Raw genomic sequence first — 13,524 nt, forward strand, 5'->3', positions numbered from 1 at the left:
TTATAGGGAAGGGGCGCATACGCCCCGAGATGCGATATATATGCGGGTAATCAGGAGGTTTTCAAGACACGACGAACGCAATCATCACCGCACCAGCCCCACCCCTTTCAACCAGTGCCGCGACAGGTCTTCGGCGGCGAGGTCCAGCGACCGGCTCGGGCCGGATGCCCAGTTGTGCCAGCAGACGTACGGCACCCGGCCCGAGGGCAGCCCATAGCGCCGGTAGACTTCCGGCAAGATAGGCACGTGATCGCCATACCAGCACAGGCTGGCGGGCCGATCCAGGGATTCCAGGGTGTCGCGCAGGGTGGCGGCCATCTGGTCGGCATGGCGCAGATGGCGCAGATAGATCGTCAAGTCCTCGCAGCCTGGGGGCGGCGGCTGGGTATACAGCGCGTCGGCCTCACCTGGCCGAACCGTTTCCAGATGCAAGGGACCATGGTTTTCCATGGTAATGGCCATCACGAACAAGGGACGGTCGGACTGGCGCAGCAACTCGGCGACCTTGTCCGCCACGGCGCAGTCGTCCATATACGGCCCGGCCGTGGGCACCCCGGCAAAGGCCTGAATGTCCAGAAAAGCGTCGAAACCCAGTTGCGGGTAGACGCGATTTCGCTGATAGAAACCGGCTGGGTAGGGATGCACGCAAACCGTGCGATAACCCAGGGTCTTCAGCCAGGACGCCAGCGATGCCAGCGGCCACCCCGCGGCCACAGCCCGGTAAGGATTGAAACGGTGCACGCCCAGCCGTTCGGCGGCGATGCCGGACAGAAAGGCGAATTCGGTGCGGATGGTATTGGCACCCCACGCAGGCACAGCCAACCCGCCCTGCAGGACCGCATCGGCGCGCAGCCGGTCGAACTGCTCCAGCACATCGCCACGAATGCCCGGCACCACCGCGCGCGGGTCGAAAAACGATTCGCTCTGGATAGCCACCAAATGCGGCAGTTCCTTTCCCGGCGTCCCGGCCCGCGAAGACGCCCTACTCGTGGACAACACCGGCCGGACGTGCGCCACAAAATCGAATGGCGACCCCACGCACGGCAGGCGCCCCGCCGCGCAGGCATATCGCCATAGCGAAGCCATGAACCCCAGCGCCGCCAGATCGCGCGCCGGCTGAAACGTCACAGCCGGCAAGCGCCACGCCCCGCCCCACAGCAGCAGCCCGCCCAATACGGCCACTGAGCACAAACCGCCCAGGTGCCCAGCCCAGTTCCAGCGATCTTCCAGCGGTTCCTCGGCCCACAGCCCGACCGCCACAGCCAGCAGCACCCCGACCGTTGCCCCCGAGAATTTCGCCCAGCCCAGAAACGGGATATACAGGCGCGGATGGCGGACCGCGTCGGTAAAATATTCATAATCGTGAAAGACGAAGGGCTCGCGCAGGGATTTGTATTTGGCATTGTTCACCTGCACCAGCACCAGCCAGAAGGCGGACACCAGCGCCGCCGCAAACCAGGGCCGCCCGAGCAACAGCGTCAAGGCCGCATGCGCCAGACACCAGATGCCCGCATGAACCGCCCAGGCCGCCATCGGTCGGCTCAGCGGCGGGCGCGGCACCATCAGACGCTCGATGGCGACGGACAGCACGACACCCGCCCCTGTCGCCGCCAGCATCGAGATCAGATCGGGGTCAAGCCCCATAGCCCATCCAGCGCACGATCCGATGCGACAGCGCGGCCGGCAGCACGGCCAGCCACCAGGTGCCCCAATTCAGGGGGAAGGGAAAGCTGATGCGCGCCCGATCCCGTGCCAGGCCGCGCCGGATAGCGCGCGCGGCGCGTTCCGGCGGCCACAACCACGGCTTGGGGCCGGGCATGGCCGCGCACATCGGCGATTCGACGTAGCCGGGCATGATCACGTTCACGCGGATGCCCTCGGGGGCCAGCCAGCCGCGCAAGGCCTCGCCATAGGCCTTGATGCCGGCCTTGCTGGCGCTGTAGGCCGGGGTGACCGGCAGACCGAAATATCCGGCCAGCGAACTCATGAAGGCGATCTGTCCCCTGCCCCGCGCCCGCATGGCCGGCAGCACCGCGTGTGAGATCCGCATGGACGCCTTCAGGTTCACATCCAGCAGGGCATCCACCTCGTCCCAGGGCTCCGGTTCACCCCCCGGCCCCACATGCGTGTTCATGCCGGCGTTGATGACGACCAGGTCCAACGGCTCCAGCCCTGCCAGCCAGGCCTGAAGCGCCGGGCCGTCTCGCACATCGAGACAATGACACCGCACCGTCGCGCCGCGCGCCTCGCAGGCCTGGGCGACCCGCGCCAGCACGTCCTGACGGCGGCCATGCAGGATGAGCGTCACGCCTGGCGCCGCATATTCCCACGCCAGCGCCGAACCGATGGCGCTGGTGGCGCCGGTGATGAGGATGCGTCGCATCAGGCCTCCAGCAAACGCGGCAAGCTGTTGCGCACCGCCAGGGCGATACCCTGCGGGCAGTAAAAACCGCCATTGACCGTCGCCTGGGCCAGCACCCGCTGTCTCAAACGGCGAAAACGCCCCGCGTCAGGCTTCGCGTCCGCTGTCCAGAAACTGTCCAGGTCGCCCTGATGCACCAGCCCTGGCTGGGCATACAACGCACGCCCCAGCACCATCAAGGGCAAGCCGGCTTCCAGCGCCAGCGGTCCCACCGTGCTGTTGACGGTCACCACGCCGGCGGCCTGGCGCAGCAATCTGGGCAGTTGTCCCGTTTCCATATAGAACACACGCCCCCGCAAATCGCGGTGCCGCACCAGGCGTCGCAACACGCGGCCATGTCTGGCCAGCCCCGGATCCAGCGGGTGATTCTTGACCACCAGCACCGCATCGGCCGGCGCATGCCGGGCAAAGGATGCCAGCACCCCGTCCATCAATTCCCGCATGTTGCCGTAGGGCGAATGCTGACGAATCTGGCTGTCCCCATCCAGTTGCAAGGGCAGCACGAAAAAGCGCCTGCGCTGGCGCAACAAGGTCCGGAGCAGCCGGTCATCGCGCCCGCGATACCAACGCAACAGAGGCAGGCGCCACGCATAACCCAAGTATTCCAGCGGCGCGATGTAGCGCGCGTGATTGCGATAAAACGGAAACAGCACGGGATTGGCCACGCCGGCGACGTGATACGTCACATCGTGCATCGCCCGGCGCCAGAACGGCGACTTGAAGGCGGTGGGGACGGCGGGTGGCGGAAAATCGGTCGCGGCATCCTGACGCAACACGGCCATCAGTGGCGAATGGGCATTGACCCCGCCGCGCTCCAGCGTGATGCGATGCGGACGGAAATAGCCCTCCTCGAACACATGCGCGCGCAACCCCAGGCGCCGGGCCAGATCCACCGCCGGCCGATGCACGGGGCGGCAATCCCCGAACAGCACCACGTCCGTCACCCCCCACTGCCGCACATGCTGTTCATAAAAAGACGGCAATTGCGACAAGCGCCCTCGAAACGACACGGCTTGTCCCAGACGCCAGTACAGCAGATCGCCGGCTGTGAAATTCACCCGGCGCACGCAATGCCCCTGGCTGCGCAGCGCCCGCGCCAATTCACGAAAGAAAGGCGTGCAAGGCCCTTGCAAGAACAAAAACGTACGGCGCATGCCGTGATCCCCTCCAAAGCCGGTCAGTCGGCGGTGCGCCACGCCCGCCAAATGGCGTGAAACTTGCGTTGACTGCGGGCCCACCACCCGCGATTGAGGCGTTCCAATGTGCCGTCCTGCGCACGCCTATCGCGCTCTTCCACCAGGCGGTTCAAGACCGCTTCGCAGGTCGTATAGCCCTTGAGCAGCGGATCCCAGTACAGGGGATAGTCCAGCAACGTCCCGGCCACCAATTCCGCCAGAGTCAGGCGCCGCCGGCGCCGCGCAAACGCCGCACCGCCCACGACGCGGTCCTCGGTCAGGCCCCAGCCCGCATAAAACGGCTGACCGTAGGTCACCACTTTTTTATGCCGCAGCAACGCATCGAAGCCTGTCAGCGACGTCATCGTGTGCACCGCATCGCAGGCCTCGATGCAACTGATCACGGAACACCGCGTCTCCACATGATCCGCATACGCCAGCGCCTGTGCCTCGGACACCACGCCCTGACGGTTGCCCGAGGCCACATCCGGATGCGGCTTGTAGACGATGAACGCATCCGGATGCGTCTCGCGGGCGGCCCGCAACAGCGCCAGGTTGGTCCTGACGTCCGTACAACCGAAACGGATCGACGCGTCGTCTTCCACCTGGCCCGGCACCAGCACCACCGGACGGCCGCCGGACGGCCAGGACACCGGTGCGCGCGGCTCCAGGTTGTATTTGGTGATGCCGTGCGTCACGATGAACTGGCGCACGGATTCCGCCCGCCGCAGATCATCGGCCGACCAGGCATGCCGGTTCAACAGGTTTTCCAGACCGGACGGCCGGGTCGGATCGAAATACAGCCCGGTCTCGTCCAGTACCAGCGATTGCGGCGGAATCATGTCCGATCCCAAGCCCACCGACCGGACAAAACCGTCTTCCATGCGCAGCAGGCGCGCGCCACTGGCGGCCGCCAATGCCGCGACGCCCCCGGGCGGCTCACGCCCCCAGCACACCAGGCTGTCATCCGGTCCGAGCCCCACCGCCGCCGCCCGGCGGGCATTACGCACGAACCGGACAGGTTCAGCGCCAAACCGCAAAAGCGGCCGCAGATTGGCCGCTTTCCAGCGGCGGAAGCCGACACAGACGATCTTTCCGGCAAATCGGCACCGCATGCGCTTTTGCCGGACCAGCCAGTCGATCACATCGAAAATCGTGCCCGGACGATGCGTCAGCGGATTCAGATAACGCGTGTAATGAAAATAGGCGGCGACAAACAGTTCATCGACCGTGCGGCGCCGCGTCCGCCGGGGGCAGGTCTGGCGATCATCCGTCACCCCCCAGCCGGCATACCAGGGCAGGCCAAAGACAGACACCGGCTTTTCCGCCAGCAAGGCCTCGAACCCCATGGTGGATGACACTACATACACCCGGTCCATGGCACGGATCAGCTCGACCGGATTGACCGTCTGGCGCAACAGCACAATGCCGTCTTCTTCGGCCACATCGGACAAATAACCGCGCTTCGCGCCCGAAGACACTTCGGGATGCGTTTTGACGTAGATCGTGGCGCCGGGGTTCTCGCGCCGGGCGGCCGCCAGCATGTCGAAGAAAGTTTGCGCCGAGGCCCCACCCAACGACACGCTGACATCGCCCACCGTCTGATCGACCACCAGCACACGGCCACCATCACCCGAGTGCAGCAAGGCTGGCGGCAGATCGGGGGCATGATTGTATTTGCTGAGCCGGTACTCAAGGATCAACGATCGCGCTCTGGACACCTGGTCCCCAAGCCCCTGCAAGACGTCCTGACCGGATTGCAGCAAGACCTCCAGCGCCGAAGGCTGGGTGCTGTCGTAATAAATACCTTGGTCATCGATGATCAAGGACAGCTGCGGATAGCCTGGGCCTACGCCGTAGGACCGCAGGAAGCCGTCTTCGAGGCGAAGAAAGGGCAGGCCGCGTTCGCTGGCGTATTGAAAGGCGCGTCGAGTATTCTGTTTGCAGCCCCAGCCGGCTATCCGGTCAACGCTTGGTCGGATACGGTTGCCGGTTACTCGCACGAAAGAGCTTTGCAGCAAACGCTCCGCCACCCGATTATGTAGGATACCGTTCGAAAAAACACCAACTGCAGTACGTGCCAACACTCCTCCCAAACCTCACACCGTATCCATCAGTTCTCGGCCTTCCCCACAGCCCCACTTTAAAACCTCGAAGAACTGCATAACGATCTCACCGTCTATATAACGGAATTTCGACCAACCTCGATGAAAGCTCGCCTTCTCCTCAAAAGACCGTCTTTTATAATTTTTTCAATCAGCAAGTCAGTGCTATTGGACCCGAAGTCATTCACTATCTCTCTAAATTTCATGAAATACTCATCACCAACTTCGCGACCATATTGCTCGGAAATCACACCTCTTAATTGTTCCCCACAGAAACAAACTGGCCCAAAAGCGTTCTCCTCAGTCAGCATGAGATCTCCGCCATACTTTGCCATGCATTCGTCCTTTTCTTTCCACCAAAAAACCACAACACAACCTCTATTAAAAGCATCGTATGCAATTGAAGAGTAATCCGTTATCAGGATTGACGCGCTACGCAAAGCATGCTCATAAGACAAATCTGTCAAATAGCTAGATAAATCCGTGTCGCGCAAAGAATCCATAATTAAAGGATGAGGCATCAAAATGACTTTCTCTTTTAATTCGTCTGGCACAGACCCCACAATCTCGACACACATCCTGTAGTAGCTTGAATTTCTAACATCCAAGGCTATAAGGTTATAGTCCCACGGCCTCCAGGTCGGCATGATCATAATTTTGTCATGCTGGCTGAACCGAACCTTATGATCAAACTTAGGCAGTCCAGTCACGTAGATATTCCTCTCAAGAAATCCAGCATTAACACGAAACTCATCGGCCTCTAATTGAGAAGAAACAACAACTTTTGTATTATCAGGAAATATCTTGCCTGGGCGAAAATTTCGCCGCTCCTTCGCCCCCAAAGAGATCATATATGACACTCCGTGCTGAAGGAATACAAAATCAAACTTTCGACGAGCCAATTTCTCGAGAGCGTAAGGATTTGCGACCCTTAGGTCGATAGCATGAGCGGGAGACTCCGTAGAAATAAAGGTCTTACACAGAAAGAAAGCAATATAATGCCTGAGACTTCCCTTAATAATTATCTGATTTCTATATTTTCTATCAATTACCAATGAATCGGCCGCGGGCTTAGATAGTATGAATTTCACTTCCCTGTAGCCATACTCGACCAGCCGCTCAAACAACATAGAGGCGCTTTCCTCATATTTGCTAGATTTCTTTTCATATAGAAGAATCGGCTTAAATCGTCTAGGCAAAAAACGAAAAATATACGACAACAGCCACGCAATAAAAATCTTAAATTGATAGATATTTTGATCAGAAATTACAGTTTCTCGAATCGTCAAATAACTATTTCCATTACCTCCCATCCTGATATATGCGGATCGACACCCTTCCAAAAAAATCATCCGGCTATTTAAATACCTGCGCCGCCCAAATCCAAGTGTTTTATATTTAATAGGTCTCTTAAAATCAAGACCATCGGATAGACTGCGAAGAAACAGACCATTATGTATCTCCTTGAATGCCGCCGGATCCAATCTAAAACCATATATTGCAATCAGAAATCCAAAATGATGCAATCTGAAGGTCAGCATAAAGGAGATCTTTACTTTAATTTTCCTATTAGAAGCCAAAACCTGGAAAGATTTATTATCAAACGAACTCCTTCTCACCACCCCCAAACACAGACATGAGATCCAGAAATATTTACTGTATCTATTTATTTTAAAAATTGAATTATGAATTTTTAATCTTTTGCTATATAAATTATTTTTCATTTCACAGAATTTTTATGAAACCTTATAGATCCATCGCATCAAAGAAATCCAAGATCCAAACTAAGAAATAAATACGATTATATTGACCACAAATGGCACAAGCATCAAAACCAAAGAAATTAACATCAATTAAATTCAAATTAAATACATCCCAATGGCTCTTGAAATCAAATTTCCGTTCCTCTAGCCGCCATTAGGGCAGTCTCTCAGAAATCTTCTCTCATAAAATTTCTGTATTTGAATGGATTTTTTTGCATTATTCCTCAACCACATCTTCCGCCCCATATCAATAGCCTTTGCCGGAACCCCAGCCAAAAGACTAAATTGATCACACGATCTAGTAACGACCGCCCCATAGGCAATGATTGAGCAAGCCCCCACTCTCACGCTCTTCAATATCGCTGACCTTTGGGCAATCCAGACGTACGGCTCGATAACAACAGGTCGAACAGATTTATTCAACTGATCCCGGCTTTCTAAATCTATAACAAGGTGACCGTCTGCAGGACGGATGACCAACTCTGGGCCAATTAAGCAATGGTCTCCCACGATTAGTCCATTACCCGTAACACCTGAATTGAAACCGGTGCTCCAGCTAGAAGATGCCGTGACCGAAACACCGTTCCCCACCAACACGAAATCCCTGATTCCCAGTAATATGGCAGTCACTCCGTTTAGTATGGCATCCGTTCCAACATAAGAAAATTGGCCATCTTCCTTAAACGAGACCCTACTATTCTTAATATTTGCCCCCGACCTTATGACCATACAGCAATTAACAGCTTTTTCTGTAAATACTATTTTCAATCCTTCAGGAAGTTGACTATCCTCCAGATATATTCTATTTGAATCATCGCCAACCAAACCAATATCTCTTGGCATATATTCATAGAATTTTTCTGTAGATATAGGGAAGTCAGCAACGCAGAACTCTACAAAGTCTCGGACATATTGATCTGGAAAGTACGTCCAAAAGTTCATTACTTTTCTCATTAAAATAGATGACAATTAGCGAATAGGACCTAGAATATATTCCATACCAAACACAAAGGATAGCAACCGGCACGTCCTCGGCGGCACAGATCCGCTATCTTGAGAAAACTCCAAAATATTCCTCGATGAACTCATTAAATAACATCTTATAACCAGGAATATCATCCATATCACTGACATCATTTACACAGAAAGAATGAGGAGACGAACCATTTAGCTGCGCAAGGATTAGATTTCTATAATACTGAGGGGCGGCAGGAGAGGAGATATTAAAATAATGACAGACATCCCGCCCCAAACATGCCGCTCCTTCCAAATACATGAGCCACGGTACTAAGAACGTTGCAACATTCAGGTCTCTTTCACCTCGGAACCGGTTTGGAAGAAAACGGTGTATTTCTTCTTCAAATTTATTCCACGCGAGCCGAAAAGCAGATTTACGCAGTGGAACATAGGTATGGACAAGAGGAATATCTATAAATTTACTGTAGCGATTTCTTAGGAGTTCTGAGCTATTTATAGACGCGGCGATCGTCGCTGTTCTGATCCCTCTTTCTAGCAATGATGAGATTCTCTTTCCAGAAGGAAACACAACCGCGAGGCCATTCGAGGAAAAGAAGTGACCTTTTACAAGTCCCCTTGCAGCGAAAACATCATCATTAAAATAGATAAAGTATTCTGAAAGTCCTGCAATTTTGTGAAGATGCGCCTCTATAACATGGGAATTAAACGTCGGAAGATACTCTGAAGATATTAACTCTTCATGCGCTACAAATTTTATTTTTTTGTCGAGGCGATCCCATCGTGGTCTCTGCCCATCTGTGACTATATAAATTGACCTCACCCAAGGCATATAGGTGAGAACACTATGTACGGAATATGTCAATTCGTTATGATTTCTAAAACGCGCAGAACTACGCGCATTCAAGCACTCCGGGGCACCACCACAGCGTAGAAGACTATCCTGCCTTTTCTGTCTCCATATCGGATCGCCATCATCCACCCAAGTGAAAACAACATCCACAGGGATTTCGTTAGGCAGCAGGCTCTCTAGAATATTATTGGACGAAATCAGCGCACCTTCCTCATACACATTGCATCCAATTTCGTTATAAATCGGAGGCCTTCTTTTCATAAGAAAGTCGCGAAAGAAAAGCTCTGGATCGATGAGCAACTTCTTAAATTTTCTGTAAGTAGCGTTTTTTGTCATATAGCTCACAGGCAGCCAAATTCGATCGGCGCATTAAGCCAATTCAAGAGCAAATCAGATCGGTGGACAGGCAGAACCGAACCATCCCCTACTCTTGTTGGTAGGCCTGTATCCCTGCCTTAACTTCCTCGTAGCATCTGATCTTTCCCGCTCGCACCACCAGCACTAGGTCGCACAGCGCGGTTACATCCCCCATACTATGAGATACCAATAGAACGTTTGCCTTCCCAACTTTTTCGCGGAGCACAGTCTTAGCCTTCTTCTTGAAATGCGCATCCCCCACCGACATCGCCTCATCGATCAGGTAATAATCAAAATCAAAGGCCAGGCTCAGTCCGAAGGCCACCCGCCCCCGCATCCCGGATGAATACGTCTTGACCGGCTCATCAAAATAATCGCCAATCTCAGCGAACGATTCGACATAATCGACGATGCGACGCAGAGCCGGCCCTCGGGCGCCTTGTACGCGGGCAACAAACTTGACGTTTTCCCGTCCGGTCAAGGACCCCTGGAATCCGCCGCTCAGGCCCACGGGCCATGAGATCCGCTTGTCCGTGATGATCCGCCCCCGATCCGGTACATCGATACCGCCCAGCAAACGCAGCAACGTGCTTTTGCCCGACCCATTGCGGCCCAATATGGCCACATTGCGCCCTTCAGGTATGGTGAAGGATAGATTCTCGAATACGCGGTAGCGCTTCTGCTGGCTGCGGTCGCGGTATGACTTGTAAAGATTGCGCACTTCGATCATCAGGCGGCCATCATGTGCAGGCGCCGGGCGCGGTACAGCCCCAGGCCGATGAACAGGGTTGCGCAGGCCCAGACCGAGGGATAAACCAGATTGACCTGCGGGATGCGGGGATACGTGGCGCTGGCGTCGATCCGCAGCAGTTCGATCACGTGCAGCCAGGGGTTCAGGGCCATCCAGGCCAGCACCTGGGCGGGCAGGTGCCACACCGGGAAAATGGCGCCGGACAATAAATACAGGGGAAAATAGGCCAGCCGGATGATGCTTTTCGACTCGGGCATGACTTCGGCCAAGGCGCAGTACAGCATGCCCAATCCAAATGCCAGGGCCAGGCCAACCAGCCAGGTCAGCCCCCATTCCAGGGGCGCATGGATGCGCAGGTCATATCCTCCCCAGAAAGCCATCACAAGCCCGACCAGCAGCAACACGCTGGCGGAGATGCAGAAATGCACGACGAATCGGGCAGCCCACGCATCCATGACCTGTATCTGGCGGTAGGCGAACAGGGCGCGGTTCGCCTCCAGGGCTTCCATCATGTTCAGGGATATGTTCTTGAACGTCAGGAAAGGCAGCACGCCGAACAAAAGAAAAACGGGCAATTCCATCCCCGGCAGGCTTTTGCCGCGGACGTAGGCATAGACCACCATCATCAGCACCAGGTGCAAAATGGGCTCCAGCAACGTCCACACCCCGCCCAGGCGCCGGGAACTGAACCGCACCTGCATTTCCCGCAGCACCATGGCGAACACCACGGCGCGGCTGATGGCCAGGGAATCGCGACGAATGATGGCCGCCATGCCGCTAGCGCCCCAACGCGTCCGCCGTGCGGCCCAGCACCAGCACCTGCACGATGGGCGAAATGATCTTCTGCCATTCATAGACGCCGGCATTGGTCACGTAGATGGCGTCCTCGGGCTGCACCAGAAACTGCCGCGCCAGAAACAGCGCCGAAGGATCCTCCATATTCAGGCGAAAGACCTGGGCGACGGGCTTGCCGGGCTCCGCCACCGGGCCGGTCGATGCCGGGTCGGTCAGGCGGAACACGAAAACGCCGGTCGCATCCGATGTACTGTCGCGCAGGCCGCCCACCACACCCAGGGCTTCGAGCAGGCTGGGATTCGGGGCCGGGAAATCATGCAGGCCGGGCTTGACCACGGCGCCCATGGCGACGAAACGCTGGCGGTTGCGATCCAGGATGATCTCGGAATCGGGGGGCACGATGCGATTCTGCCCTTCCAGGATGTCCTGGTAGTTGTAGACTTCGGCATGGTCGCCCGTGCGTAACGTCACCCGCACCAGATAGGGCTCCAGCACGGCGCCGCCCGCCCGGTTGATGGCGTCCAGCAGGGTCAGAGGCCCATCCAGCGTGGATACGCGGCCGGGATGCTTGACGGCGCCGGCTACCAGGACCGCGCCCGACTGATCCCCCGTCAGGGCGACATGCACCTGGGGATCAACGGATACGCCCTTCAGCCGGCGCCGGATCAGTTGTTCCGTTTCATAGGGCGTCAGGCCGGCCACCCGGATATGGCCCACATAAGGCAGCGACAAGCGGCCATCGGCCTCGACACGCAATTGCTGGAACACGGTGCCGCCGGCACTCAGGGGGGCGAAAATCCCCCCATCGGCCACGGTATCGGCCACCATCAGGCGAATGACATCCCCGGGGGACAGACGCAACTGGGGCATGTGCTTGGCCGTCACGGTGGCCACGGGTTCCGGTTCCGGCGGCCGCATATAAGGCCCGATAGTGGTGGCGCTCAGATCGATCAACTGATAGGGCGGCGTGGCGTCAGGCTGATCCGGTTCGGAATGATTCTGAATCTGCCGGATGGAAGGCCCCGCCGCGGACAGGAATGCGCCGGCGCAACCGGATAAGGCGCCGCAGACCGCCAGGCAGGCCAGAAGTCGCAGGGGCTTAATCACGATGATCCTCGATGCTGGCGATGATGAATCGCGTGATGCCATAGACCAGCAGCAGCACGACCATCAAGGTGAACAGGTTGTACAGACGACGCGGATACAGTGCTTCGTCGGGCAGATTGGGGGACACCACGGTGACCAGGCTGCGGATTTTCTTGCTGGCCTCGATACGGGCGTTCTGCAAGGCGACCACGGCCAGCTTGTAGGTCTCTTCGGCGATCTTGCCGTCGACCTCCAGCTTGCGGAATTGCGCGGCAACGACATTCAGGTTGTTCTGGCCCTGATCGGACAGCAGCCGTTTGTTTTCCACGGCCAGTTGCTGTTCCAGGGCCCGGATCTCGGTCTGCGTCGTGCGCACCGCCGGGGCGTCGCCGGTCAGGCGGGCCTTCAAGGCCTTCAGCTCCGCATGGGCGGTGACCAGCCGGGATTCCAGTTCGGCGATGATGGTGGCGCGGTTCCTGGCCGATTCGCCGGCATCCAGAAACTGGTTCCGGCGCTGGAAATCCAGGATCCGGTCGCGCTGGCTTTCGTAATCGCGATGGGCGTTTGCCAGCTCGTCCTCGGCGAAGCGCACTTGCTCGCGCGCCATCCGGTGGGACAATTCATTGACGAACCCTTCGCTGGTCTTCAGGATGAAATCCAGACTCTCCTGGGCGAACCCGGGGTCCAGGGCTTCGACCGTGACGCTCAGCAGGCCGGTTTCTTCGTCGAACTGGGCATTCACCAAACGACGATAGAAACTCAGCTGATCCTCAGTGGTCGCATCGGCGGACAGCCAATACAACGGATCGCGCCATCGACCTGCGAAATGATCAGCCCAATGCAGTTGCGCATTCAGTGCATCCAGCATGTCCTGGGACCGGATGTATTCCCGCAAGTACAGCGTTTCCTCGCGCGATGTCGGGTTGGTGCCGGTCAGCATCATGGCCAGACCGGGCAAGGCCTGGCTGGATTCGCCATTGGTCTGGCGCACGGCCACCTGGGCCTGGCTGACATAGCGGCTGTCGGCCAACAGCGTGTAATACACGAGGGCCAGAATCATGGGAATGATGACAATGCCCCAGAACAGGCGTCGTTGGCGCCTGTTCTGGACGGCTTGCGCCCGGCTGTCCTCCAGTTCGAGATCGGTCACGGTGCCCGAAGGCCCGGCGGCAATGGGGGCGGGAGGATGCGTCACGGGGGATTGGGGTGTGAGGTCGGACATCAACGATCAAAAAGTGGGTC

At 57.0% G+C, this 13,524-nt stretch carries 11 protein-coding genes; all 11 read right to left on the reverse strand.

The features are described 5' to 3' along the window. Positions 1-84 precede the first annotated feature (84 nt). The 11 genes from ABRZ00_RS00145 to ABRZ00_RS00195 all read right to left on the reverse strand — a co-directional run bounded on the left by ABRZ00_RS00145 (position 85) and on the right by ABRZ00_RS00195 (position 13,504). Positions 85-1,644, reverse strand: a complete 1,560-nt coding sequence (locus ABRZ00_RS00145) for an LTA synthase family protein (RefSeq protein ID WP_368641527.1) — start codon at positions 1,642-1,644, stop codon at positions 85-87. Next, positions 1,634-2,383, reverse strand: coding sequence for an SDR family NAD(P)-dependent oxidoreductase (locus tag ABRZ00_RS00150; RefSeq protein WP_368641526.1), 750 nt, complete (start codon positions 2,381-2,383; stop codon positions 1,634-1,636). The genes ABRZ00_RS00145 and ABRZ00_RS00150 overlap by 11 nt, the downstream gene beginning before the upstream one ends. After that, positions 2,383-3,576: a capsule biosynthesis protein gene (locus ABRZ00_RS00155; RefSeq protein ID WP_368641525.1), complete on the reverse strand. Its 1,194-nt coding sequence runs from the start codon at positions 3,574-3,576 to the stop codon at positions 2,383-2,385. Before ABRZ00_RS00155 ends, ABRZ00_RS00150 begins: the two co-directional genes overlap by 1 nt. 23 nt (positions 3,577-3,599) lie before the next feature. Next, positions 3,600-5,684, reverse strand: coding sequence for a capsular polysaccharide biosynthesis protein (locus tag ABRZ00_RS00160; RefSeq protein ID WP_368644347.1), 2,085 nt, complete (start codon positions 5,682-5,684; stop codon positions 3,600-3,602). A 92-nt stretch (positions 5,685-5,776) separates the two neighbouring features. Next, positions 5,777-7,243, reverse strand: a complete 1,467-nt coding sequence (locus ABRZ00_RS00165; RefSeq protein WP_368644348.1) for a CDP-glycerol glycerophosphotransferase family protein — start codon at positions 7,241-7,243, stop codon at positions 5,777-5,779. A 366-nt stretch (positions 7,244-7,609) separates the two neighbouring features. Further along, positions 7,610-8,407 (reverse strand): acyltransferase, encoded by a 798-nt coding sequence (locus ABRZ00_RS00170; RefSeq protein WP_368641522.1) that lies wholly within the window; start codon positions 8,405-8,407, stop codon positions 7,610-7,612. A gap of 106 nt (positions 8,408-8,513) precedes the next feature. Further along, positions 8,514-9,629: a stealth conserved region 3 domain-containing protein gene (locus ABRZ00_RS00175; protein WP_368642826.1), complete on the reverse strand. Its 1,116-nt coding sequence runs from the start codon at positions 9,627-9,629 to the stop codon at positions 8,514-8,516. A gap of 88 nt (positions 9,630-9,717) precedes the next feature. Then, on the reverse strand, positions 9,718-10,380 hold the full coding sequence (locus ABRZ00_RS00180; RefSeq protein WP_368641521.1) for an ABC transporter ATP-binding protein: 663 nt from the start codon (positions 10,378-10,380) through the stop codon (positions 9,718-9,720). Continuing rightward, positions 10,380-11,174 carry an ABC transporter permease gene (locus ABRZ00_RS00185; protein ID WP_368644349.1) on the reverse strand — a complete coding sequence of 265 codons (795 nt, stop codon included), beginning with the start codon at positions 11,172-11,174 and terminating at the stop codon, positions 10,380-10,382. The genes ABRZ00_RS00180 and ABRZ00_RS00185 overlap by 1 nt, the downstream gene beginning before the upstream one ends. 4 nt (positions 11,175-11,178) lie before the next feature. Beyond that, complete coding sequence (locus ABRZ00_RS00190; RefSeq protein ID WP_368641519.1) at positions 11,179-12,303, reverse strand: polysaccharide biosynthesis/export family protein; 1,125 nt, start codon at positions 12,301-12,303, stop codon at positions 11,179-11,181. Continuing rightward, complete coding sequence (locus ABRZ00_RS00195; protein ID WP_368641518.1) at positions 12,296-13,504, reverse strand: Wzz/FepE/Etk N-terminal domain-containing protein; 1,209 nt, start codon at positions 13,502-13,504, stop codon at positions 12,296-12,298. Before ABRZ00_RS00195 ends, ABRZ00_RS00190 begins: the two co-directional genes overlap by 8 nt. Between the last annotated feature and the right edge of the window lie 20 nt (positions 13,505-13,524).

It is taken from the genome of Castellaniella ginsengisoli, assembly GCF_040955415.1.
GTDB lineage: Bacteria > Pseudomonadota > Gammaproteobacteria > Burkholderiales > Burkholderiaceae_B > Castellaniella > Castellaniella ginsengisoli.

Excerpts from the sequence above, each read along its gene's own strand:
- ABRZ00_RS00145 (WP_368641527.1), bottom strand. The coding sequence starts at position 1,644 with ATGGGGCTTGACCCCGATCTGATCTCGATGCTGGCGGCGACAGGGGCG.
- ABRZ00_RS00150 (WP_368641526.1), bottom strand. The coding sequence starts at position 2,383 with ATGCGACGCATCCTCATCACCGGCGCCACCAGCGCCATCGGTTCGGCG.
- ABRZ00_RS00155 (WP_368641525.1), bottom strand. The coding sequence starts at position 3,576 with ATGCGCCGTACGTTTTTGTTCTTGCAAGGGCCTTGCACGCCTTTCTTT.
- ABRZ00_RS00165 (WP_368644348.1), bottom strand. The coding sequence starts at position 7,243 with ATGCTGACCTTCAGATTGCATCATTTTGGATTTCTGATTGCAATATAT.
- ABRZ00_RS00170 (WP_368641522.1), bottom strand. The coding sequence starts at position 8,407 with ATGAACTTTTGGACGTACTTTCCAGATCAATATGTCCGAGACTTTGTA.
- ABRZ00_RS00175 (WP_368642826.1), bottom strand. The coding sequence starts at position 9,629 with ATGACAAAAAACGCTACTTACAGAAAATTTAAGAAGTTGCTCATCGAT.
- ABRZ00_RS00180 (WP_368641521.1), bottom strand. The coding sequence starts at position 10,380 with ATGATCGAAGTGCGCAATCTTTACAAGTCATACCGCGACCGCAGCCAG.
- ABRZ00_RS00185 (WP_368644349.1), bottom strand. The coding sequence starts at position 11,174 with ATGGCGGCCATCATTCGTCGCGATTCCCTGGCCATCAGCCGCGCCGTG.
- ABRZ00_RS00195 (WP_368641518.1), bottom strand. The coding sequence starts at position 13,504 with ATGTCCGACCTCACACCCCAATCCCCCGTGACGCATCCTCCCGCCCCC.